The sequence below is a fragment of the Photobacterium atrarenae genome (assembly GCF_024380015.1).
Lineage (GTDB): Bacteria > Pseudomonadota > Gammaproteobacteria > Enterobacterales > Vibrionaceae > Photobacterium > Photobacterium atrarenae.
In genome coordinates, this window is record NZ_CP101508.1 from 971,436 (window position 1) to 995,210 (window position 23,775).

21 protein-coding genes are annotated in these 23,775 nt (G+C 54.9%); 15 read left to right on the plus strand and 6 right to left on the minus strand.

The genetic code is table 11. The features are described from left to right. Positions 1 to 206 precede the first annotated feature (206 nt). The 6 genes from aspS to ruvB all read left to right on the plus strand — a co-directional run bounded on the left by aspS (position 207) and on the right by ruvB (position 7,168). Positions 207 to 1,991 carry an aspartate--tRNA ligase gene (gene aspS, locus NNL38_RS04795; protein ID WP_255389886.1) on the plus strand — a complete coding sequence of 595 codons (1,785 nt, stop codon included), beginning with the start codon at positions 207 to 209 and terminating at the stop codon, positions 1,989 to 1,991. Positions 1,992 to 2,127: 136 nt separating this feature from the next. Beyond that, complete coding sequence (locus tag NNL38_RS04800) at positions 2,128 to 2,871, plus strand: YebC/PmpR family DNA-binding transcriptional regulator (RefSeq protein WP_255389887.1); 744 nt, start codon at positions 2,128 to 2,130, stop codon at positions 2,869 to 2,871. A 394-nt stretch (positions 2,872 to 3,265) separates the two neighbouring features. Next, entirely contained in the window at positions 3,266 to 3,787 is a 522-nt protein-coding gene (ruvC, locus tag NNL38_RS04805; RefSeq protein ID WP_255389888.1) for a crossover junction endodeoxyribonuclease RuvC, read from the plus strand. A 166-nt stretch (positions 3,788 to 3,953) separates the two neighbouring features. Further along, positions 3,954 to 5,417, plus strand: a complete 1,464-nt coding sequence (locus NNL38_RS04810; protein WP_255389890.1) for a methyl-accepting chemotaxis protein — start codon at positions 3,954 to 3,956, stop codon at positions 5,415 to 5,417. Between the two features lie 94 nt (positions 5,418 to 5,511). Then, a complete protein-coding gene (gene ruvA / locus NNL38_RS04815; protein WP_255389891.1) occupies positions 5,512 to 6,132 on the plus strand; it encodes a Holliday junction branch migration protein RuvA in 621 nt (206 codons plus the stop codon). Positions 6,133 to 6,154: 22 nt separating this feature from the next. Then, positions 6,155 to 7,168 carry a Holliday junction branch migration DNA helicase RuvB gene (gene ruvB / locus NNL38_RS04820; RefSeq protein WP_255389892.1) on the plus strand — a complete coding sequence of 338 codons (1,014 nt, stop codon included), beginning with the start codon at positions 6,155 to 6,157 and terminating at the stop codon, positions 7,166 to 7,168. A gap of 254 nt (positions 7,169 to 7,422) precedes the next feature. Here the strand turns inward: ruvB and NNL38_RS04825 are convergent, their stop codons facing one another. From NNL38_RS04825 to NNL38_RS04850, 6 genes are all read right to left on the minus strand, one after another. Continuing rightward, the gene (locus tag NNL38_RS04825) at positions 7,423 to 7,971 is read right to left on the minus strand and encodes a carboxymuconolactone decarboxylase family protein (RefSeq protein ID WP_255389893.1); all 549 of its coding nucleotides are present in this window, start codon (positions 7,969 to 7,971) and stop codon (positions 7,423 to 7,425) included. Positions 7,972 to 8,013: 42 nt separating this feature from the next. Further along, positions 8,014 to 9,843 carry a thiamine pyrophosphate-binding protein gene (locus tag NNL38_RS04830; RefSeq protein WP_255389894.1) on the minus strand — a complete coding sequence of 610 codons (1,830 nt, stop codon included), beginning with the start codon at positions 9,841 to 9,843 and terminating at the stop codon, positions 8,014 to 8,016. A gap of 1 nt (position 9,844) precedes the next feature. Further along, entirely contained in the window at positions 9,845 to 11,308 is a 1,464-nt protein-coding gene (locus tag NNL38_RS04835; protein ID WP_255389895.1) for a Dyp-type peroxidase, read from the minus strand. Between the two features lie 100 nt (positions 11,309 to 11,408). Beyond that, positions 11,409 to 12,002, minus strand: a complete 594-nt coding sequence (locus NNL38_RS04840; RefSeq protein WP_255389896.1) for a carboxymuconolactone decarboxylase family protein — start codon at positions 12,000 to 12,002, stop codon at positions 11,409 to 11,411. Next, positions 11,999 to 13,798 (minus strand): flavin monoamine oxidase family protein, encoded by a 1,800-nt coding sequence (locus NNL38_RS04845; protein WP_255389897.1) that lies wholly within the window; start codon positions 13,796 to 13,798, stop codon positions 11,999 to 12,001. Before NNL38_RS04845 ends, NNL38_RS04840 begins: the two co-directional genes overlap by 4 nt. A gap of 375 nt (positions 13,799 to 14,173) precedes the next feature. Continuing rightward, on the minus strand, positions 14,174 to 15,208 hold the full coding sequence (locus tag NNL38_RS04850; protein ID WP_255389898.1) for an ABC transporter substrate-binding protein: 1,035 nt from the start codon (positions 15,206 to 15,208) through the stop codon (positions 14,174 to 14,176). Positions 15,209 to 15,392: 184 nt separating this feature from the next. On the opposite strand from NNL38_RS04850, the gene NNL38_RS04855 reads away from it, so the two are divergent. The 9 genes from NNL38_RS04855 to tolA all read left to right on the plus strand — a co-directional run bounded on the left by NNL38_RS04855 (position 15,393) and on the right by tolA (position 23,771). Further along, positions 15,393 to 16,670, plus strand: a complete 1,278-nt coding sequence (locus NNL38_RS04855) for an NAD(P)/FAD-dependent oxidoreductase (protein ID WP_255389899.1) — start codon at positions 15,393 to 15,395, stop codon at positions 16,668 to 16,670. Between the two features lie 1,008 nt (positions 16,671 to 17,678). Next, positions 17,679 to 19,265 carry a cytochrome ubiquinol oxidase subunit I gene (gene cydA / locus NNL38_RS04860; protein ID WP_255389900.1) on the plus strand — a complete coding sequence of 529 codons (1,587 nt, stop codon included), beginning with the start codon at positions 17,679 to 17,681 and terminating at the stop codon, positions 19,263 to 19,265. A gap of 18 nt (positions 19,266 to 19,283) precedes the next feature. Further along, complete coding sequence (gene cydB, locus NNL38_RS04865; protein WP_255389901.1) at positions 19,284 to 20,420, plus strand: cytochrome d ubiquinol oxidase subunit II; 1,137 nt, start codon at positions 19,284 to 19,286, stop codon at positions 20,418 to 20,420. A gap of 11 nt (positions 20,421 to 20,431) precedes the next feature. Then, the gene (gene cydX / locus NNL38_RS04870; protein WP_255389902.1) at positions 20,432 to 20,542 is read left to right on the plus strand and encodes a cytochrome bd-I oxidase subunit CydX; all 111 of its coding nucleotides are present in this window, start codon (positions 20,432 to 20,434) and stop codon (positions 20,540 to 20,542) included. Next, positions 20,535 to 20,837 (plus strand): cyd operon YbgE family protein, encoded by a 303-nt coding sequence (locus tag NNL38_RS04875; protein ID WP_255389903.1) that lies wholly within the window; start codon positions 20,535 to 20,537, stop codon positions 20,835 to 20,837. Before cydX ends, NNL38_RS04875 begins: the two co-directional genes overlap by 8 nt. Positions 20,838 to 21,069: 232 nt before the next feature. After that, positions 21,070 to 21,477 carry a tol-pal system-associated acyl-CoA thioesterase gene (ybgC, locus tag NNL38_RS04880; RefSeq protein ID WP_255389904.1) on the plus strand — a complete coding sequence of 136 codons (408 nt, stop codon included), beginning with the start codon at positions 21,070 to 21,072 and terminating at the stop codon, positions 21,475 to 21,477. Further along, positions 21,474 to 22,160, plus strand: a complete 687-nt coding sequence (gene tolQ, locus NNL38_RS04885) for a protein TolQ (protein ID WP_255389905.1) — start codon at positions 21,474 to 21,476, stop codon at positions 22,158 to 22,160. Before ybgC ends, tolQ begins: the two co-directional genes overlap by 4 nt. 6 nt (positions 22,161 to 22,166) lie before the next feature. After that, the gene (gene tolR, locus NNL38_RS04890) at positions 22,167 to 22,610 is read left to right on the plus strand and encodes a protein TolR (protein WP_255389906.1); all 444 of its coding nucleotides are present in this window, start codon (positions 22,167 to 22,169) and stop codon (positions 22,608 to 22,610) included. Positions 22,611 to 22,622: 12 nt separating this feature from the next. Then, positions 22,623 to 23,771, plus strand: a complete 1,149-nt coding sequence (gene tolA / locus NNL38_RS04895) for a cell envelope integrity protein TolA (RefSeq protein WP_255389907.1) — start codon at positions 22,623 to 22,625, stop codon at positions 23,769 to 23,771. Positions 23,772 to 23,775: the final 4 nt, after the last annotated feature.

The window sequence follows — 23,775 nt, forward strand, 5'->3', positions numbered from 1 at the left end:
TGCTTGATTTCCGCTCGCGGTTTTTCCTACATTGACGTTTTTGCTTTATAATACCTCGTTATTTTCGCCTCCCGGCGGCCAGAAGGCTTTATTTCGAGTAAAGATTAACCAGAGCGGCCGGGGATTGAACCAGCCTGTGCCAACGATGTGATTCGCTGAGCGAATCTGCGCACAGGAGAGTTAAGTAAACAGATCGGGAAATTCATATGCGCACCCAATATTGTGGTCACCTGAACAAGTCCCTAGCAGGACAAACAGTAGAGTTATGCGGCTGGGTTAACCGTCGCCGTGATTTAGGCGGTCTTATCTTCATCGATATGCGAGATCGTGAAGGTATTGTTCAGGTAGTCGTCGACCCGGATATGAAAGATGTCTTCGACGTGGCAAACCACCTGCGCAACGAGTTCTGTATCCGCCTGACCGGTGAAGTGCGCGTCCGCCCGGAAAGCCAGGTCAACAAAGACATGGCCACCGGCGAAGTTGAAGTGCTGGCCAAAGGCCTGGAAATTATTAACAGCGCTGACATATTGCCGCTGGATTTCAACCAGAAGAACACCGAAGAGCAGCGCCTGAAATACCGCTACCTGGATCTGCGCCGCCCGGAAATGAGCGATCGCATCAAGCTGCGTGCCAAAGCGTCAAGCTTTGTTCGCCGTTTCCTGGACAACAACGACTTCCTGGATATTGAAACACCGGTCCTGACGAAAGCGACCCCGGAAGGCGCGCGTGACTACCTGGTCCCGAGCCGTGTTCACAAAGGCAGCTTTTACGCGCTGCCTCAGTCTCCTCAGCTGTTCAAACAGCTGCTGATGATGTCTGGTTTTGACCGTTACTACCAGATCGTCAAATGTTTCCGTGATGAAGATCTGCGTGCTGATCGCCAGCCGGAATTTACCCAGATCGATATCGAAACCTCGTTCATGAATGCTGAGCAGGTGCGTGACGTGACAGAGCGCATGATCGCGGACATGTGGAAAGAGCTGCTGGATGTGGATCTGGGCACGTTCCCGGTGATGCCATATGCTGAAGCGATGCGCCGTTTTGGTTCGGACAAGCCGGACCTGCGTAACCCGCTGGAGCTGGTGGACGTTGCCGATATCCTGAAAGATGTGGACTTTAAAGTCTTCTCCGGCCCGGCCAACGATGAAAAAGGGCGTGTCGCCGTGATCCGTGTACCGGGCGGCGCCGCGCTGACCCGTAAGCAAATTGATGAGTACACCAAGTTTGTCGGTATCTACGGCGCCAAAGGTCTGGCGTGGATGAAGGTCAATGACCGTGACGCCGGTTTAGAAGGTGTTCAGTCGCCGGTTGCGAAATTCCTCAATGAAGAGGTGGTGGCGCAGCTGCTGGATCGTACCCAAGCTGAATCAGGGGATATCCTGCTGTTCGGTGCGGACAAGAAACGTATCGTTGAAGAAGCGATGGGCGCACTGCGTCTGAAGCTGGGCACTGATATGGAACTGACCGACACCAGTGCCTGGGCACCGCTGTGGGTGGTTGACTTCCCGATGTTCGAAGAAGACGACGAAGGGAACCTGCACGCGATGCACCACCCGTTTACCTCGCCGCTGGGCGCCACGCCGGAAGCGCTCAAAGCCAACCCGGCCGGGACAAACTCAAACGCCTACGACATGGTGATCAACGGTTACGAAGTGGGTGGCGGTTCAGTGCGTATCCACAATGCCGAAATGCAGTCGGCGGTATTCGATATCCTGGGGATTGACGCCGACGAGCAACGCCTGAAGTTTGGCTTCCTGCTGGATGCGCTGAAGTTCGGGACCCCACCGCATGCCGGCCTGGCTTTCGGTCTGGATCGCCTGGTGATGCTGCTGTGCGGCACAGAGAATATCCGTGATGTGATCGCGTTCCCGAAAACAACTGCAGCGGCCTGTCTGCTGACCGATGCGCCAAGTGTGGCGAACCCGGCGGCTCTGGAAGAGCTGGCCGTGACGGTGACAGCGGCGAAGAAAGAAGAAGCGGCTCAGGAATAAGCCACTGGAAACACAAACTGGCCGGCTGACCCCGGCCAGTTTTTTAGATTGTTGTAAAACCTTAAGTCGTCATACCAACCGATTCAGTCTCTGATCCCGGTTGGTATCCGGCGATTCCTAACATTCGGAGTGAGATATGGCAGGTCATAGTAAATGGGCCAACATCAAACACCGTAAAGCGGCACAGGATGCCAAACGCGGTAAGATTTTTACCAAACTGATCCGTGAAATTGTGGTTGCAGCCAAAGAAGGTGGGGCAGAAGCGGAGAATAACCCGCGCCTGCGTGCTGCCGTCGATAAAGCGTTGTCCAACAATATGACCCGCGACACCATCAATCGTGCGATCAGCCGCGGGGCTGGTGGTGAGGGCGACGACAACATGGAAACCGTGATCTACGAAGGTTACGGTCCGGGCGGGACGGCGGTGATGGTCGAGTGTATGACCGATAACCGTAACCGCACCGTTTCCGGTGTGCGTCATGCCTTTTCCAAGGCGGGCGGTAATCTGGGTACCGACGGCAGCGTGAATTACCTGTTCGACAAGAAAGGGGTGATCTCTTACGCGCCGGGCCTGGATGAAGACAGCGTAATGGAAGCGGCGCTGGAAGGCGGTGCAGATGACGTTGAAACCAATGATGACGGTTCGATTGATGTCTACACCACGCCGGCTGACTTCGGTCCGGTGAAAGATGCGCTGGATGCCGCGGGTTTTGACGCGCAGAATGCGGAAGTGACTCTGGTGCCGTCGACTAAGGCGGATCTGGATGCCGACACCGCACCGAAACTGCTGCGCCTGATTGATGTGCTGGAAGATCTCGATGATGTCCAGGAAGTCTACCACAACGGTGATATCTCAGATGAGGTTGCGGCGCAGCTGTAATTAGCACTGCGTATCTGGTTGGTCGAAAAAGCGGCTCTCACCGCAGGTTTGCGGTGAGAGCCGCTTTTTCATCTGTAGAGCATCTCACTGTGTGGGTTCGGTAAGTGTCTTGCATCGATATGCAATGGGTGCAGTGGTGATTGTTTGCTATTGCTGATAGCGACGCCATTGCCTGCTATTCAGGCGATCGAATTGGGTTTGATAGATCCGGTTTCGGAAAAGTGTGAAAATACCGTTCATTCTCGAGATATTTCGTGCCTTTGTGAGTCACAAAACGGCAAAGAGGCTGGATGTCAATCTTGTCCGCGGCGTGTCGTGCCTGGTTGAAACTGGCGCGACGATGACAGTGATGGCGAACACAAATGGTAGCGATGCAACACAGGAGTATGACTGAATGTCAGTCATCTTAGGGATTGACCCGGGCTCCCGGATCACCGGTTACGGTGTGATCCGCCAATCCGGGCGACACCTGGAATACCTGGGGAGCGGATGTATTCGCACCTCGGAGGAGGCGATTCCGGGCCGCTTGAAACAGATATATGCCGGGGTTTCGGAAGTGATCACCCAGTTCCAGCCGGACTACTTTGCCATTGAAGAAGTTTTCATGGGCAAAAATGCTAACTCGGCGCTGAAGCTGGGCCAGGCACGCGGCAGTGCGATTGTCGCTGCGGTGAATGCTGACTTGCCGGTCAGCGAATATGCGGCCCGGTTGATCAAGCAAGCCGTGGTTGGTCAAGGTGGGGCGGATAAAGCCCAGGTCCAGCACATGGTCTGCTCGGTCCTCAATTTGCCGGGCAAGCCGCAGGCGGATGCCGCCGATGCGCTGGCGGTGGCGATTTGTCATGCCCATACCCATAAAACCCTGATTGCTATGGCAGGCCAGGCCAGTGGTACCCGTCGCGGTCGCTATCGTTAAGCGCGGCCGTGGTATATCCCCAGGCGGGATAGAAACACGGCAACAGAATGATACTTCGATCATAAAAGCAGCGCCGGGCTGCTTTTTTATTTTGTTAATATAATGTTTCACAACTATATTGGTCAGAGGTCAGACAAGATAATAACGCTTTGGGAAGGATAATAAAATGACCCCATTAGCAATATGGCGGGGCCTGTTTCTGCCAGCTTCCTCCTGTTGGCAGGGTGAGCAGGCCCGCTATGTGGATACCTTGCTTTTCTTCACCCTCCTGTCTTTCTTCGTGGGAGCCTACAGCCTGATCAAGTGGTTCAGTCATGATCATCCCTTGTTAATTGTGACCTCGCTGGTCCTGATCGGCTGTGAGTTGCTTGCCGGGGCCATCCTTCGTCTGTTCCGGGCACCGGCTTTGGCGCTTAATATCGGCTTTTTCGGCATGGTGATCCATGCGGTGAATATTGTCTATCAGAGTGGCGGGATTGTAGTGTCGACGCAGTCGTTCTGGATGCCGTTGCTCATTGTGGCCTTCTTCCTGGCAGCGCGGCCCCTGATGGCTGGGCTCTGGAGCCTGGTGGTGGTGTGTACGGCCGCCTGGATGATCACTCACCATCTGTCCGGGCAGCCATTTCCGACGTTGGTGCTGACAGAGTCAGCCGCGTCAATGGAGATCTGGTCCGGGGTGCTGTTGCCGCTGGTGGTGATTGGCATTGCGCAGGCGTATACTGTCAAGCAGCGCCAGGATGCGATTCAGGCGTCTGAGCAGGCCCAGCAATCAAGCGAGCACATTGCCGCCCGGGCCAAAGATGGAGAGCGCCAGCTCTCCACGGTGCTGGAGCAAGCCAGTGACAATGCCGTTCAGCTTGGCCAGGTCGCAGAGCAGCTCGAACAGCAGTCAGGAGAACTGCATCAGCAGGTCACGGATTTGAACCTCAACTGCGAGTCTCAGGCCAGTGCTGCGGAGCAAATGAGCCAGCAGCTGGCCCAGATGACGGCCGGCGTTGAGGAGTCCGATCGTTTTGTCACCGAGCTGACCAGCCGCAGCGATGCCATTCGCGAGCAAGCTGAGAAAAGCTCAGCTTCGCTGGGGGCTTCAACCGAGGCCATTGCCAAAATCCAGAGCAGTAATGATGAAATCATGTCGGTGGCTGATCTCATCACCTCGGTCGCGGAGCAGACCAACCTGCTGGCCCTGAACGCGGCGATTGAAGCCGCCCGGGCCGGCGAGCAGGGCCGCGGTTTTGCGGTCGTCGCCGAACAGGTCCGCGAGTTGTCGGCGAAAAGTAACAGCTCAGCAGTTGAAATTCGCGCCTTGCTGGATAAAAGCCGGCTGGAAGTACAGCAGGGCCAGGCGGTGATCGAAGCCAGCGCCTCGGAGCTGACCCGCATCATCGATGAGGTCGGCACGATTTCAGCCGATGTCCGGCGCCTGGCGGAAATTATGAACCAGCAGGTCAATGCCCTGCAGGAGCTCAACAGTGCCAGTGGCGCGGTGGCCAGCAGTGTGGTTGAGACCAACCAGGTTTCTGATTCGGTTGCGGTGCAGGGTGCCCAGCTCGGCGAGCAGGTGGAAACGCTTAAAGCGCTGGCCGACAGCCTCAATGCAGTGGTCTCCCTCCGGGCCAGGCTCAGCTGACTTTCAATCGGACTTCGCCAAAAAAGAGCTGGATATACATCCAGCTCTTTACTATCCTAAAGCCTATTTTGTGAATCAATAAAGAGATGTTGCTGTGATAGGCCGACTACGTGGAATCATTATCGAAAAACAACCGCCTGAAGTTCTGCTTGAGGTGGGGGGCATTGGCTATGAAATCCAGATGCCGATGAGCTGTTTTTATGAGTTGCCGGAAGTTGGTCAGGAAGCGGTGATTTCGACCCATTTTGTGGTACGGGAAGATGCGCAACTGCTGTACGGCTTTAATAAGCGAAGTGAGCGCGAGCTGTTCCGGGAAGTGATTAAAGCCAATGGTGTCGGCCCGAAACTGGGATTGGCGATCCTTTCAGCGATGACGGCCAGTCAGTTTGTGCTGAGCGTTGAAAATGAAGATATTACCACCCTGGTCAAGATCCCGGGCGTGGGGAAGAAAACAGCTGAACGCTTGGTGGTTGAGATGAAAGACCGGCTCAAAGGCTGGGGCGAAGGCGATCTGTTCACCCCGGCTCTGGATACGGCCGCATCGAATGCACCGGTGGCTGATGAGTCGGCCGCACGCGCTGAAGATGAAGCGGTCAGCGCGCTGATTGCGCTGGGCTATAAACCGCAGCAAGCCTCGAAAGTGGTGTCGCAGGTTGCTCAGCCGGACATGAGCAGTGAAGCGGTGATCCGCGAAGCACTGCGTTCGATGGTGTAATGGATTGAAGGTGTGAATGTCCATGATTGAAGCCGATCGACTGGTTGCCAGTGAGTATCCGACCACCCGCGAGGAAGATATTATTGACCGCGCGATCCGCCCCAAGCTGCTCCAGGATTATCAGGGTCAGGATCATGTCCGGGATCAGATGGAGATCTTCATCCAGGCGGCCAAGCTGCGCGATGAAGCGCTGGATCACCTGCTGATTTTCGGTCCGCCGGGGTTGGGGAAAACCACCCTAGCCAATATCGTCGCCAATGAAATGGGCGTCAGTATTCGCACCACGTCCGGGCCGGTGCTGGAAAAAGCCGGCGATCTGGCGGCGCTGCTGACCAACCTGGAAGAAAACGACGTCCTGTTCATTGACGAGATCCACCGCCTGAGTCCGCAGGTCGAAGAGGTGCTGTATCCGGCGATGGAAGATTACCAGCTTGATATCATGATCGGGGAAGGCCCGGCGGCCCGCTCGATTAAAATCGATTTGCCGCCGTTTACCCTGATTGGTGCTACCACTCGCGCAGGCTCGCTGACCTCGCCGTTGCGGGATCGCTTCGGGATCACCCAGCGCCTAGAGTACTACAAGGTGGACGATCTGAAAGATATCGTCAATCGTAGTGCGAACTGCCTGGGCCTGTCGATGGAAGAGGACGGGGCGATGGAAGTCGCGATGCGTGCCCGGGGTACCCCGCGGATTGCCAACCGCCTGTTACGCCGGGTGAGGGATTATGCCGAAGTGAAAAGTGACGGCCATATCTCGCCGGAGATTGCGGCGAAAGCGCTGGATATGCTGGATGTTGACAGCAGCGGCTTTGATTACATGGACCGTAAACTGCTGATGGCGATTATCGATAAGTTCATGGGCGGACCGGTTGGTCTCGACAACCTGGCGGCGGCGATTGGTGAAGAGAAAGACACCATTGAAGATGTGCTGGAGCCGTACCTGATCCAGCAGGGTTTTCTGCAGCGCACGCCGCGCGGCCGGATTGCCACCCAGCGGGCCTATCTCCACTTTGGTCTGGACTTGCCGGAAAGCTGAATCGTCAGAAAGCGTTGGCTGGTTTTATATTTTTTCTTATACCAATCAAAGTAAGTCAGTGTTCAGAAATAGCGTAGAAAAAATGTTTGAGAACAAGGCAGAATTTTTTGATTAGTAGTGATGCTACAATCAAAAATTCTAACGCAGTTATCGAGCATTTTAACAAGCTAGGATGACCCCTTATTTACTGCGATTGGTATTAAACGCCCAGGGCGGAATCCGTCCCGGGCGTTTTTGTATCGGCTAGACACTCATTAAAACTCAGCCGGTGTGTCCGGATCCGGGCGGGGAACATCGAACGAGAACACCACAGTGCTGATCATCCGGTACATGCCGCAGGCGACGACCAGATCCAGCAACCCTTCCACGCCGATTTCATGGATCAGGGCATCCTGGGTTTTGCGGGCGATACTGCGCTGGTGCACCACATCCTGTGCCACCTGCCAGGTATAGAGGTAGCGTGGCTTCATGGTGGCGCTGGCAACATCACCGGTGCGCACCTGCTCAACCACACTCTGGGGTAAGCCAGCCTGTTCGGCCGGGCGCAGGTGTTTCTCCCAGATAAACGGCGCCCCCAGCTCGCGGGCGGTGGCCAGAATCCCCAGTTCGCGTAGATCGCTGGCGAGGCGGCTTTCATAGCGGACATAGGTACCCAGCTGGCCGACATGTTGTGCAAGGACCGGGTGATTCATCAGGGTGCGATACATGCCGGACAGCCCGTCGCGCGGGCCAATCAGAGTGTCGTAGATCTGCTTGCCCTCGGTATCCAGATCGCTGCGTTCGATTAGCGGAAGACTTGCCATGATGGATTCCTTTTGTTTTGTGTGGTGACGCGCGTGTTACGATTAATCTTCAGCCCAATTCGGATGCTCGATTTCCCGACGCCAGGGGTTAATCGGGGTCGGGCAGCTCGGGTCGCACCGGGCGTCAATCACGAACGGCCCCTTGGCGGTAAAAGCGCGATCCAGTGCCGGCGCGAGATCGGCCGGCTCTTCCACCACCACGCCATCCCCGCCCATCGCGCGGGCAAAATCGGCCCAGTTGTGGGTGCTGAGTGTAGTGAGGGATTTGGCGATTGGGGTTTTGGCCCTGAGATACACATTGCCCAGAGCGCTGTTGTTGATCACCACCACGATTAGCGGTAGCTGGTGGCGGGCGGCAGACTGGATCTCAATTCCGTTCATCAGCATGCAGCCGTCGCCGGTCACGATGACACAGGGACTGTCGGGATTCGCAACTTTGGCACCGACCCCGGCCGGGATCGCCCAACCCATCGGCGCCAGGGCGGTCGCGGTTAAATACTGGCGTGGGCCCTGGCTTTGCCAGTAATGACCAAGAAAGGCCCGGTGCGCACCGGAGTCGCCGATCACCACAGTTTCGGGTGGCGCGATTTGCTGTAATTCGTGGATCACCCGGGCCGGGTGCATGGGAGATGCGTTGCTAAAGCGATCCGCTTCGTTGTAAAAGCGCGGGTGGCAGGTAATACTGTCGAGCCAGACTTGCCGGGTCTTCTGGGTCTCCTGTAAGGCGGTGAGGTTTACCTGTTGCTCGTCAGCCAGTAGCCAGTCGAGCACTGTGGCGACATCACCGTTGATCGCGGTATCAACCGGGTAATTTCTCGAAAAAGCGGCCGGCTCGATATCGACCTGCACAATACCGCATGCTGGTGTCAGATGGCCATCCCAGCGCATGGTGTCTCGCTGATTGAGGCTGGAGCCCAGTACCAGCAGCAGGTGATTGTCGGCGACGTCCTGATTGAGCAAGGTTGCTGCGCCCGGCTCATCGTTGAGCAGGGCCAGGGTGGCGTGCTGGGTGCCGGCATAGCCAAAGACGCCGAGCGAGAGCGGATGATTTTCCGGGAAAACGCCTTTGGCTTTGAGCGTGGTGGCAACCGGGATCTGGTAACGTTCGGCGAACCGGACCAGCGCATCGGTTGCTCCTGAGCGTAGGGCGCCGCTGCCGGCCAGAATAGAGATATGCGGGTTGCCTTGCCGACAGGCCTGGTTGAGGGTACGGAGTAATTTTTCAGTGGCGCTGATATCCAGCGTTCTCGGGCACTGGAGCGATACCGGTTGGCGCTGTTCATCGGGGTGCAGCTTATTGTGGTGTTGATATTGTGGCTCGGCAGTAACCGGCTGGCTCTGAATTTGTTTCGGCAGACTGAGGCTGACCGGGCGCTGGATTCGCCCCAGCATGGTTCGTAGCGCCATATCGAGCATATGGGGAACCATGCGGGCTTCGGGAATGGTCTGCGCGGATGCAGTGACCGGGGCGAGAAATCCGGCATCGTTGATCCCGGCGGCACTGGCATCCTGGAATCCGCCGCGGCCCATCCACTCAGTGGGAATTTCACCGGCCAGAACCAGGAGCGGGGATTCATCGCTATAGGCCGCGGCCAGCGGGCCGACCATATTCGCAATGCCGGGTCCGCCAATGCCCATGCATACCCCGAACTTGCCGCTGGCCCGGGCATAGCCGTCTGCCATATAGGCGGCTCCGGCTTCATTGGCTGCGACAATGGCTTTCATCTCATGTTCGCCTTCCCCGAATTCATCGAGAAAGGGATCGACCACCCCGCCGGGCACCATAAACAGGTGCCGGACATTATGCCTGAGCAGAGTATCGAGAATGTAACGGGTGGTGCTCGGGTTTGATTGATGCGCTGAAGTCGTCATCTTACGCTCCTTGCCGGCAGCCGAGGCTTTGCAGGAAATCCAGGCTCGGCATAAAGAAATATTCACCGCCTTGGGTTTTGACAAAACCGGCGAAAGAAAAGTCGGTCGTGCTGGCGTTCGGGTTGCTCCAGCCCGAGCGCCACTGTTGGGGCGGCGGTGCGGCATCAGCTGGCGCCTGGCCGACCAGCGGGTCAATGCCGGTGCCCGGGCGAACGAACCCGGCATTGTTACACCAGGTGTGCTGCATAAAGATAAATTGATCGACGATGCTGGCCTGCATGCACATGAAGAGCAGCCCGGCGTCGGTCCATTCCTGCTCCGGGCTCAGCTCGGTCTCACCGTAACTGATCCCACGGCGCACAATCCGGCGGCTGCGTTCGATGGTCGGGGGCGAATTAAACTGGCGCACCGTATCGCCCCGCGGGTTGGTTTTTCGGGTGTGGGCATGGAACGGGCAGCGCAAGCCGTCGGCATCATCGTCGTAGCTGAAGTTGTTAAACAAATTGCTCCAGCCGTCATTACCCTGCTCTGAAACCGGGGTGCCATCCTTGAAACGCCCGACACACAGCGCCCCGGCATATTCGGCATCGATGGGGCTCGAGCTGTTTTCCGACAGGTGGTTGGCCAGTAGGGCCAACCGGTCCCAGAATCCTTTGATGTTCTGTTGCAGCTTGCGGTAGACCACGTAACTGCCGTAGCTGTCGGGGTTGCCGCCCGGATCCTTGACCAGCACCAGATTCAGCGGCGCGCTGGGATCATTGCGGCTGTAGCCGCCGTTGCGAAATTCTTCATTGAGATCGCTGAACAGGAATTTCGGGTTGCTGACACCATCGACAAAGCCGAAATGCTCGATCACCTGGCCTTTGTCATTGCGCATGACATGGCCGCGTTGAACAAACAGCAGCTCGAGGTTGTCGTCGTAAGTTTGCTGCAGCGCCTGAACTTCCGCGGTCAGGGTGCGTTCTGCATGGTCGGGAGCCATGCCGCCGAGTGCCAGCAGGAGCATCCCGTCGATGCGCCCCTGAAAGCCGGATTCCCACTGACTGATGTCATCATTGAGCGGATTGGCGGTTGGGGTGTGGCCGCCGCGGGGCAGGGTGTCAAATGGCGTTTGCAGATCTTTCATCCCGGCCCGGAAGGCGGGATCATCCGGCCAGTCCTTGGGCGCGATGCCCAGTTGCTGATAGCCGCTGCAGCTAAGCATGAGGTTGACGAATAAGTGGGCCTGCCCGGTTTGTTTATACGAACTTTGCTGTTGATGCTGTGCTTCGGCTGAGGTGACTTTCTCTGCTAACTTATTGAGTACCTGTTGGTTCTGGTCACTGTCGCCCTTGAAGGCAAAAAAGATATGGCGGGAGTGATCCCGGCCATGCCCTTTGAGGATATTTCCCTGCAGATTTTGAAACACCGCCCGGAAGTTGGGATCATCGATCTCGATATTGGTTTGGTTGAGGTTGGCCGACATTGCGTATCTCCTGATGGATTCGTTAGTAGTTTGCGCAAACAGGTAAAGCAGGTGTTCGGATCATCCTGGATCTGCCGGTGCAGGGCACCGGCAACGTGAGTTACTCCGTCAGAGTCAGGTTGGTGGGGTGATCCGGCTCCGGCAAGTGTGGCAGGTTTGCCGGGGCGGCCAACTCGGCAGCGTTCAAGATGCACGACACCATGGCGTAATAGCCGGCGAGGGCGATGATGTCGGTGATCTCCCGGGTGGTAAAATCTGCCGTCAACGCATTGTAGTTGGTGTTGCTGATCCGCTTGGCGTCAATCAGTTCGCGAATGCTGTGGATCAGGGCAGCGTCATTGAACCCAGTAAGATGACCCGGGGTGATCGGTGCTCTGGCTTTGATTTGATCAATCAGCGCGCGGGGAATACCAGCGGTTTGCGCAAAGGTTTCATGGGCTGCCCACTCAAACTGACACAGGTGCTCGCGCAGCGTGGTCAGGATCACCAATTCCTTAACCGGCGGGGGGAGCTGGGTGTCAAAGCGTAGATACCCGCCCAGATCTGCCGTGTATTCGGCCAGTGGCGGACTGTTGAGCAACAGGGCAAAGACTCCTACCACATGGCCGCGACTGTGATGGATCTGGTCATAAATTCGGCGTCCTGCAGGGTCGAGTCCTTCGGGTTGATCGTAATAGGGTAGGCGCAGGCTCATGCGGTCGCTCCCGGTTTGAGGGTTGGCAGCGGATCTTCATTGGCCAGCAGGGCGGCATTGACCGCCGATTCAATGGCTCCTTCAATCCAGGCATGCTTCAGCGAGGCATGTTCGCCGGCGAAGTGCAGGATTGGCTGCTGGGTTTGTGGATTGGCCCATTCCGAGCGAATGATCGAGTGGTGCAGCAGTTCGAGCTGACCCGGGTAGAAAATAGCGGCTTCGCCAAAGGCATGCGGGTTACTCATCCAGCTGACGGTTGCGGCGCCGACAATATTGTCCTGATCGTGGCGGTATAGCTCCGGCTTAAAGACACAGAGATCGCGAATTTTTTGTTGGGCCTTGCGGCGGGTGGCGTAATCGGCATCTGGCTCATGGATGGCGTGGGTAATGGCGACATTTTCCAGCGCGTAGCAGAAGCGTTCGTACTCAGTCATCGAGTCCCACTTGCGGGCATCATCGGCCCAGGAGTAACTGGCCAGCATGACGCCGCCTTTTCCGGAGCCCATCCGCTCACTCGGGTAGTACATAAACCGGTTTGGCAGGTCAGTGACGGAGCCGCCACCGTAGATTTGGTTTTGGGTCTCCCAAAAGCGCTCGCGAAACTCCAGCAGCACCTTGGTGGCAGCATCATAGTGGAGCTCACGGATCGCTTTGTGTTTTTCCTGGCTCATTTGCGGCCAGATATGAACCATTCTCAGGCTGGAAAACGGGATAGTGATAATGGCTTCGTCCCAGCTGCGTGATGCCAGCATGTTTGCGGTTTCCTGGTCCGCGACGGTTTGCTCTGTTACTTCTGAGGATACCTGGGTGGTAATTTTAACTTTGCCGGTGGTGTCGCAGCGATAGAGGTCGACCAGCGTCTGGTTGAGGAAGGTGATGTCATCCAGGTGCTCTTTGTCATAATAGGCTTGGGTGAACTTGTCGGTGCCGCCCTTGATGAGCCAAAACGGGGTATCCGGGGTGATAATCGCCAGTTCGATAAAGCTCTGGATAAATGAGTAAGACATCCGGGATTCGAGGTTTTCCAGCACGCCTATCATTTCAATGGCATTTTCGGATAAATCGGGCAGTTGCTCTTTCAGGAACCGACGCATGGAATATTCGCCATAGCGCCGGATAATCCGTGGCCAGGCTGTTTTGGGATCTTCGGCCACTTCGCGGCGAAGCTCGCCGATGGCGGCTTCCAGCAACTGACTGGCCGGCATGTTTTCATTATCCTTGAGGGCGTAGTGCAGCAACTGGCTGACATCTTCACTGTCTTCATAAGCATGTCGGGTGGTGTGAGCGTAATTGACATGAATGAGGTTGTTGCCGGTGGCTGGCAGGTTGCTTAAATCGACGTTGCCGTGGTCATCGCGCTGCGGGTGGTTGAGTTTGTCGGAGGTAGCATCGGCTTTGGACACCGAGCGGTTGAGAAACAGTTGCTTTTCAACGCCGGTGTAGTCGATCAAATACTGAACCAGTTTGTGCATATCCGGAATCCGCATGGCACCGGCTTCTCCGGTGAGTTTATCGTCCTCGAAATAGCGTTTTTCCGGGGTATTGCGGAAGGTTTTGATCCGCCCGCCGACGCGATTGGCGGCTTCGACAATGGTGACATTGTGACCGGCATTTTTGAGCAGTGTCGCTGAGACCATGCCGGCAATGCCGCACCCGACGATCAGAATGTTTTTTGGGGTTGCCTGCTTGCCGGGGAGGCCGTGTTTTAAATAGTCCATGTAGGCTTGGCTGATGTCATCCTGCTCATAGGGCAGTAGGCCATGAAGTTCGTCAGCTAGGGAAATCACGTCTGTCATAGTCAGTCCTTTTGATGGGGGTCGTTGCAACTGACGCTTGGGCGAAGGCCTGGGGTGGTGCTGTTTGACATCGGCCTGAAACCAAAGCAACAGCCACAGATGAAAACGGCTGAACACAACGCACAACTGGTTTGTAGTGTTACGGCGTTAGAGTCTGCACTTACTCTTAGTTGAACCTAGAACAGATGAATGACGCGACAAGTCACGGGCCGGATTTCTGGCTCTGGGCTTGAAAATATGGAATCAAGGTTGGAGAAAACTGTAATTGTGATGAAAGTAATTTGCGGCCGGCGGCGTGATGGCGAGCAGCGATGGCAAGCCTGAAGCAACCCGGGCGATAGTGGGCCCGGGCTGCGGGGTGTTTGCGGGTGCTGATCAGCTCTTCAGCATCTGCCAGTATTTCTGGTAGATCCGGATCGCATCACCGACCTCGTTGGTGAACTCACCCTTGTTGATATCTTCTTCGGGCGGAAAAATCGTCGGGTTGTCCTGCACGGTTTGCGGCAAGAACTGCTTGGCTTTCTTGTTTGGAGCCGGGAAGCCGTACTCTTCGACAAGTTTGGCCTGATTCTCAGGCTGATATATAAAGTTGATAAACTGATGGGCCAGTTCCTGCTTTTCACTGCCAGCCGGAATAATGAAGTTGTCCATCCACAGGATCGACCCCTCGGTCGGGTAGATAAATTCCAGCTCTTCCATTTCCTGCTTGGCGAGGTAAGCATTGCCGTTCCATTGCATGCCGACACTGGCTTCACCGGTGACATAAGGGACATGCGGTGCATCGGAATTGTAGACGACAATGTTTGGACGCAGTTTGCGCAGGAGCTCATACGCTTGCTTGATTTCTGACTCCTCTCGGGTGTTGATGCTGTGGCCCTGGGCTTTCAGCGCCATGCCGAACACATCACGCACATCATCGAGCAGCATCACCTGCAGGGCAAAGTCTTTGGACCACAAATCACGCCAGCCTTTTACCTGACCGGCTTTGACCATCTCCGTGTTGTAGGCGATGCCTGTTACGCCCCAGACATACGGCAGGGAATAGTCATTGCTTGGGTCAAATTCCTGTTTTAACAGGCCGGGATAGACATCGGCCAGGTTCGGGATTTTGGATTTGTCGATTTTTGCCAGCATCCCTTCGCGGGCCATTTTCTCAATAAAATAGGTCGACGCGAACACCACATCATAGCCTTTGTTATCCAGTAGCTTCAGCTTGGTGTACATCCCTTCGTTGTTTTCAAAGGTCGAATAGTTCACGGTGACCTGGTATTGCTGCTCGAATGCTTCCAGCACCTCGGTCGGCATATACTCCGCCCAGTTGTAAACGTTCAGCACCTTATCTGCGGCCGAGAGAGGAAATGCGGATAGTGCAAGTGTAAGTGCGGTCACCCCTTTGAGATAATTTGTCATGATTTGTCATCCTGTGACGGGTAGTCAGAAATGGATTGCGAATCATAGGAAAGGGCGGGGCGCTGTCAAAACAATCATTTCATAAATTTGACTCGAGTCTCGATAATAAAGTGCTTGTCTCTGTTATGCACCCGTGACAACATTCGCGCGTTTTTTTTCCGGTTATTTATAAGAGCAACTCGGCATGTTCAAAGACAGTGATTATATCCAGAGCTATTATCAGGCGACGGTGAACCCGTTTCCCGAGCAACCGTCGCTTGATCAAAGCGTAGAAGCGGATGTGTGTATTATCGGCGGCGGCATGACCGGCCTGAGCGCAGCGATTGAATTGCGCCAGAAAGGGTATTCGGTGGTGGTGCTGGAGTCACGCCGTCTGGCCTGGGGCGGCTCGGGCCGCAATGGCGGCCAGTGCCTGGTCGGCTATTGTCTGGGGCTGCGTGAAGTGGATGAAACCTACGGCCCGGCGTGGGGCAAGCAGCTGTGGGATCTGTCCTGTGAAGCGGTGGATATTGCCCGTGAGCGGATAGAACGTTTCAATATCGATTGTGACTTCCGCCAAGGCTATATCGAGCTGGCGCTGAACTCTGGCCAGGAAACCGAGCTTCAATCCTGGCTCGAGTTGAAACAGAGTCGTTATGACTATCCGAGTGCCAGTTGGTGGGATCAGTCAAAAATTCATCAAGTGGCGCACACCGAACGCTATCTGGGCGGGTTGTACGATGCCAACAGTGCTCATTTGCATCCGCTGAACTACACGCTGGGACTGGCGCAGGCCGCGAAAGACCTCGGGGCCTCGCTTTATGAGCACAGCGCGGCGGTCAAGATTGAACAAGGCCAGCCCCATGTGATCCATACCGCCAAGGGACAAGTGAAAGCCCGTCAGGTCCTGCTGGCGTGTAATGCCTACCTCGACGGTCTGGATCGCAAAGCGCAGAGTGTGGTGCTGCCGGTGGCTTCTTATATAGCGGTGACTGAACCGCTGGGGGAGCGCCAGCCGATCAGTAACCAGATGGCCATGTCGGACTTGAACAACTGTCTGGACTATTACCGCCCGACGGCGGATGGCCGCATTTTGTTTGGTGGGGTGAATCATCCGTTTAACGGCGAATATGCAGACTCGATGGAGCGCTTGCGCCAACGGTTGATCACCGTGTTCCCGCAGCTGTCGGATGTCAAAATGGATTATCACTGGGGTGGCCTGTTTGCCGTGACCCGCTCGTACATGCCGCACATTGCGCATTTGGGGAAAGATATCTATGTCGCACACGGCTATACCGGGCACGGCGTCGGGTTGACCAATATTGCCGGGAAAGTTGTGGCAGAAGCGATGGCGGGTCAGACAGAGCGCTTTGATGTGTTTGCGCGGATCAAGCAAAGCTGGATCCCGACCCCACAAGTGCTGCGGACACCGGCGTTGGCACTGGCGATCTGGAAAGCTAAGCTGGAAGATGCGTTAGGTTAAACCTCCTTCCGATAAATGGAATAAAAACGGGTCTGTCCCTTCTGGGCAAACCCGTTTTTTATTTTTGTTCGCCATTGTCGGTGTCTTTTTCGGCTTTGCCAAAGCCAACGGCCGGAATCCATTCACAAGTTGTTGACAAATCACCCAGGCTTAAACGCACTGAAGCTTGCACTCAGAAACCTGATTGAGTTGGCCCGCATAAAAAAACACCGTGTTTTAGCAGTTGTTTTTACCCAGTTCAGCAAAAGCTGGTTGGTAGAAGGCAATTAATTTTTCCAGTAAACGGATCATAGCGACTCACTCACTTATTTTGGAACAGAGACTGGGGATTAAACGAAAGTATGATTTTTGCCAGATTGAGCTATAACTCATCTTCTTACCGGGATTATAGATAATATTTACTCGCAATGAAGCGATAATATTTTTATTTTTGGATTAGTTTTTGTAATCCAAAATTGGGGTTTTTAGTCTCCAGGGACAGATATTCCATTTGGGCAGCAAAGGGTTGTGGTCAGAAAGGGCTGTGTTGAAGAAATACAAACAAACGGGTTTTTCTAACGCAATCCTGATTGCAGGGGTGAAAGTGAAAAGAGGACGCCCTGTTGTGATGCTGAGCCCACAAATTGCATTGAGACAGTGTTTTTTTACGGGCTTTTCCCCGTGATCAGCCAATTTAGCTAAGTTTGATCTACATCAAGCGAAGTGTGCCTGTATAAATAATGAGCAGGTTTTGTTGATTTTTATCAAGGTAAATTGTGCGATAAATCGATTGAGCAAGACGAATATTATCAGTAATATTAGCAATGACTTTATTAGCTGTAGCTTAACAATAAGTTAACCGGATTGGTACACAACTGCAACATGAAGAACGCCATTGATTATAAAAATAAATGGCTGCCAGGACGGTGACTGAATTTGCGGATTTGTTGGCTACGTTTTGCTAAGCCCAACCATCGGTACACTGTGTCGTACTGTCGTCAGTCAGCCTGACGAAAAAAGGAGTTCTCAATGTTCACTGATATCGTCGAACTATCGCGGTTACAGTTCGCATTAACTGCGATGTATCACTTTTTGTTCGTCCCATTGACTCTGGGGATGGCGTTCCTGCTTGCCATCATGGAGTCGGTCTACGTTATGACCGGAAAGCAAATCTACAAGGACATGACCAAGTTCTGGGGTAAGCTTTTCGCAATTAACTTTGCCCTGGGTGTGGCCACCGGCCTGACCATGGAATTCCAGTTTGGTACAAACTGGGCGTATTACTCCCACTATGTCGGGGATATCTTCGGCGCGCCGCTGGCGATCGAAGCTCTGGTTGCCTTCTTTCTGGAATCTACCCTGGTCGGTCTGTTCTTCTTTGGCTGGGACCGCCTGTCTAAACGTCAGCACCTTGCGGTAACCTGGCTGGTGGCGCTTGGCTCTAACTTTTCGGCATTGTGGATTCTGATCGCAAATGGCTGGATGCAGAACCCGGTCGGCGCTGAGTTCAACTTCGAAACCATGCGTATGGAAATGGTGAGCTTTGCCGAAGTGGTCTTTAATCCGGTTGCCCAGGTGAAATTTGTGCACACCGTCGCTTCTGGCTATGTCTGTGGTGCCATGTTCATCATGGGGATCAGTGCTTATTACCTGCTGAAAGGCCGTGATATTCCGTTTGCCCGTCGCTCGTTCGCGATTGCGGCTTCATTCGGTATGGCCTCGATTCTGTCGGTGATTGTGTTGGGTGACGAATCGGGTTATGAGCTAGGTGACGTTCAGAAAGCCAAACTGGCTGCGATCGAAGCGGAATGGCACACCGAAGAAGCGCCGGCGGCATTTACCTTATTCGGTCTGCCAAACCAGGATGCCATGCACACCGACTACGCGATCAAGATCCCATACGTCATGGGGATTATCGCGACGCGTTCTTTTGATACTCAAGTGACAGGTCTGCGCGACCTGAAAGCGGAGCACGAAGTGCGGATCCGCAACGGGATGGTTGCGTACGGCCTGTTGGAGAAACTGCGTGCCGGTGAAAGAACGCCGGAAAATATCGCGGCTTTCGATGCAGTGAAAAAAGATCTGGGTTACGGCCTGCTGCTTAAACCTTACGCCGATAACGTGGTCGACGCGACAGAAGCCGATATTGCCCAGGCAGCCGATGACTCGATCCCAACGGTTTGGCCGCTGTTCTGGAGCTTCCGGATCATGGTGGCCTGTGGCTTCCTGATGCTGGGCATTTTTGCAGCAGCGTTCGTTCAGACTTGCCGCCACAAGATCACCGAGAAACCATGGGTACTGAAAGCGGCGCTGTATGGGATCCCACTGCCTTGGATCGCGATCGAAGCCGGTTGGTTTGTTGCCGAGTACGGTCGTCAGCCATGGGCTGTGGGTGAGATCCTGCCTGTATCCATGGCCGCATCAAACCTGGCTGCGTCTGACATCATTACCTCAATGGTGGCAATTATTGCACTGTATACCGTGTTCCTGATTGCTGAACTGTACCTGATGATCAAATTCGCTCGTCTGGGTCCGAGCAGCCTGAAAACCGGCCGCTACCACTTTGAAACCACCGATGCCCCACAAAATGTGGTGACGCGTCAGGTCGAAGCATAAATCAGGGAGATTACTGCAATGTTTGAATATGAAGTATTGCGATTCATCTGGTGGGTACTGATCGGTGTGCTTTGCATCGGTTTCGCCATCACCGATGGATTTGATATGGGTGTCGGTGTGCTGTCTAAAATTATTGGTAAGACAGATACCGAGCGCCGCGTCATGATTAACTCGATCGCCCCGCACTGGGACGGTAACCAGGTATGGCTGATCACCGCCGGTGGTGCCCTGTTCGCGGCTTGGCCGCTGGTGTACGCTACAGCGTTCTCTGGCTTCTACCTGGCCATGGTTGTGACGCTGGCGGCGCTGTGGCTGCGTCCGATCGGTTTTGACTACCGCTCGAAAATTGAAAATCCGCAGTGGCGTGAAATGTGGGACAAAGCGATCTTTGTCGGTAGCTTTGTACCGCCGGTGATCTTTGGTGTGGCGTTCGGAAACCTGCTGCAAGGGGTCCCGTTTGAGCTGAGCGATCTGTTGATCCCGACTTATAAAGGGACTTTCTTCGGTCTGCTGAACCCGTTTGCCCTGTTGTGCGGCATCATCAGCCTGCTGATGATCGTGACCCAAGGCGCAGCGTACCTGCAGATGAAGACCACGGCTGAGCTGCGTGAGCGTTCGCGTCGCGTGGCGATGCTGATCTCGCTGGCGATGGCCGCCTGTTTTGTGATTGCCGGCTTCATGGCGCAAAGCATTGAGGGCTACATCATTACCTCTGAGATTGTGACCAATGCGCCGTCTAATCCGCTGACCAAAGAAGTGATGCGTCAGACCGGTGCGCTGTTTGCCAACTATGATGCTTATCCGCTGTTGTGGATTGCTCCGGCACTGGCGGTATTTATGCCGTTGCTGACAGTCCTGGCCTCGCGTGCCAATCGTGGTGCGCTGGCCTTCATCTCATCCAGTCTGACTATGGCGGGTGTGGTGCTGACCTTTGGCTTCGCCCTGTTCCCGTTCATTATGCCGTCAAGCCTGGTGCCAAACCACAGCCTGACCATGTGGGATGCCACGTCTTCTGAGCTGACGCTGAACATCATGACCGGTGTCGCTGCGGTGATGGTGCCGATTATCCTGGCGTACACATCCTGGTGTTACTACAAGATGTTTGGTCGTCTTGATACGCAATACATCGAAGACAACAAGAACTCACTGTACTAAGGAGAAAGACTATGTGGTATTTCGCTTGGATTCTGGGTGTGCTGCTGGCCTGCTCGTTCGGTATCATCAATGCGCTGTGGTTGGAAGCAACCGAAAACATGGATGCCAATAACGGTGAGTAATCTCGATCACTGGGTAAAGCAGGCGCATCAGCCGCTGAATTTCAGCGTGTTGCGAATGGTCGGGCTGCTGATGTCGATTGTTACCGCGGCGCTGGTCGTGTGGGAGCCGACACTTTTTGCCCAGGCGATTGGCGGATTCGGGCCGGTGGTTTCACCGGCCCTGATTTGGGCAACGTGCGCAGCCATGGTCTACGGAGTGGGGTTTGTCCCGGCCCGCTGGTACTGGCAGTTGTTTTTCACTCCTTACGCCGCACTGCCGATATTGGCTTATATCCTCTGGCTCAGGTTGCTGTGATCGCATGGCTGAACCTGGCCAAGATGAAGCACTGAACGATGCAGCCCGCTCCTTCGAGAGCGGGCTGCTTTTTTATGGCGTAGTGCTGAGCGAACAGGCAAAAAAATATGAGGTTTTGTGACTGTTGGTAAATGCGCCATTTCATAATGACAGGCAACTTAGGTATAGTAAGCCACGAGTTAAACGAGGTCAGGACAGACACTGGCCGGGAGTGTGATTGCATGGGATACCGATGACTGAAGAAAACGCCTTTGAATGGCCAATCACCATTTATTATGAAGACACCGATTTGGGTGGCATTGTCTACCACGCCAATTATCTAAAATTCTTTGAACGTGCCAGAACGGAACTCTTTCGGAGCCACGATGTCAGCTTACAGGCATTGTTTGCAGAGCATATCAGCTTTGTCGTTCGCCATATGGACATTGATTTTCACAAGGGTGCCCGGCTCGATGATCGTCTGATAGTTAGGACCTGGCCGGTCAAAATCCGCCGTGCCTCCATCGAATTCTGTCAGGTTTTAGTAAACATTAGCGGCGAAACCTTGTGTAAAGCCTTGGTTCAGGTAGCCTGTGTCCATCCTGAAACGATGAAGCCAACCCAGATCCCAGAATATATTAAGTCGGAGATATCGAAGTGACTGCTGAACTGTCCATTTTAGATCTTTTTTTACAGGCGAGCCTGCTGGTAAAGATCGTAATGCTTATTTTGCTGGGTATGTCCGTCATCTCCTGGGCGATGATTTTCAAACGTTCCCAGGTACTGTCCCATGCGGCTGCCAAGGCCGAACGGTTTGAAGACCGGTTTTGGTCCGGGATCGATCTTTCTCAGCTGTATCAGGAAGTGCAGGCGAGAAAAGATAACTTGACCGGCTCGGAACAAATTTTTTATGCCGGCTTCAAAGAATTTGCCCGCCTGCACCGCAGTAACGGCAAAGTGCCGGATGCTGTGATGGAAGGGACCGGTCGCGCGATGCGCGTCGCGCTGTCCCGCGAAGTGGATGAGATGGAAACCAACCTGCCGTTTCTGGCCACCGTGGGGTCGATCAGTCCGTACATCGGCCTGTTCGGGACGGTCTGGGGGATCATGCACGCTTTTATTGCCCTAGGGGCAGTTAAGCAAGCGACGCTGGCGATGGTCGCGCCGGGGATCGCGGAAGCCCTGGTTGCGACGGCGATGGGCCTGTTTGCGGCCATCCCGGCGGTGATGTTCTACAACCGCTTGACCAATAAAGTGACCAAGCTGGAGCACACCTATGCCACCTTTATGGAAGAGTTCTCCAGCATTCTCCACCGTCAGGCATTTGCTGCCCAACAGGAGTAATAAGCCATGGCTTATCAACCGAAAAAGCGCAAAATGACGGCGGAAATCAACGTAGTGCCATATATCGACGTGATGCTGGTGCTGCTGATCATCTTTATGGTGACGGCGCCGTTTGTCACCCAGGGGGTCGATGTCGATTTACCCGCGACGCAGTCTGCGAAAACAGCGGCCGAGCTGATGGGCGATGACAACAGTGGCTCGCCGATTATCGTTGAGGTGGATCGCGACGGCAATCTGGGGTTGAGTGTGAACAATGCCGATATGGTGCGCGGTTTGCCGCTCAATGATCTGCTGACCCGGATCCGGGCCGAGCTGCAACTGAACCCGGGGTCGCCGGTGCTGGTTGGCGGGGATGGTCGCGTGCCGTATTCGTTCATCGTTGAGACCCTGGATGCCCTGAATCAGGCCGGGGTCGGCTCAGTCGGTCTGATGACGGAACCTTTGGAGTAGTAGGCAAGCAGGATGAAAGATAACAATTACAGTGCTGCCGTCATTATTTCGTTACTTCTTCATGGTTTACTGTTAGCAGCGCTGTTGTGGGGAACGGATTTCTCCATGAACAAACCCCAGCCGCAGGGCAATACGATCAAGGCGGTGGTGGTGGATCCGGCGCTGGTCAGCCAGCAGGCGAAGCAAATTCGCCAGCAGCGTGAAGCGGCCCAAAAGGCGGAACAAGATCGCCTGAAGCGACTGGAGCAACAGGCAGAAGCGCTTGAGCAGCAACGGCTGGCAGAAGAGAACCGGCTGCGTGAGCTCAAGGCCAATAAGTTGAAAGCTGAAAAAGCGGCTCGCGAAGCGGAAGCCGAGCAGAAGCGGATCGCCGAGGCCAAGCGTCAGGCAGAGCAGGAAAAGCGCCGGGCGCAAGAAGAAGCCCGCCAGGCGGAGCAGGAGCGACAAGCCAAACTGGCAGCCAAGCGTAAAGCCGAAGAAGAAGCGCGTCAGGCCGAAGCCGCGCGACAAGCAAAGCTGGCTGAGAAGCGTAAAGCCGAAGAAGAAGCCCGCAAAGCGGAGCAGGAACGCCAGGCCAAGCTAGCGGCGAAGCAGAAAGCGGAAGAAGAAGCGCGCAAGGCGGAACAAGAGCGCCAGGCGAAGCTGGAAGCCAAGCGCAAAGCGGAAGAAGAAGCGCGTTTGGCGGAAGAGCAACGCAAAGCTGAATTGGCTGCAAAGCAAAAGGCCGAAGAAGAAAGGCGTAAAGCAGAAGCCGAGCGAAAGGAAGCGGAGCGAAAAGCGGCAAAAGCCCGTGAGCTACAGCGCCAGCAGGAAGCTGCTTTGAATGATATGTTTGCCGGCTTGGAGGCGGAAACCGAGCAGCGCGGTGGTGCCCGCGGCCAGTTTATCGAGGACGAAACCCAGCGTTTCGCCATGATTTTCCAGGATCTGATCCAGCAGAAGCTCTTGGTGGATGAGAGCTTTTTCGGCAAAGAGTGTGTGATCCGGATGCGACTCGCTGCGAACGGATTGCTGCTGGATGCATCGGAAGTTGATGGTGACGGCGCTCTGTGCCGGGCGTCAAAAGCTGCGGTGGTGAAAGTCAGCCAGTTCCCAATGCCGGAAGATGCGGCAGTGGTTGAGAAACTGCGTAATATTAGATTAACCGTGAGCCCGCAATGATTGA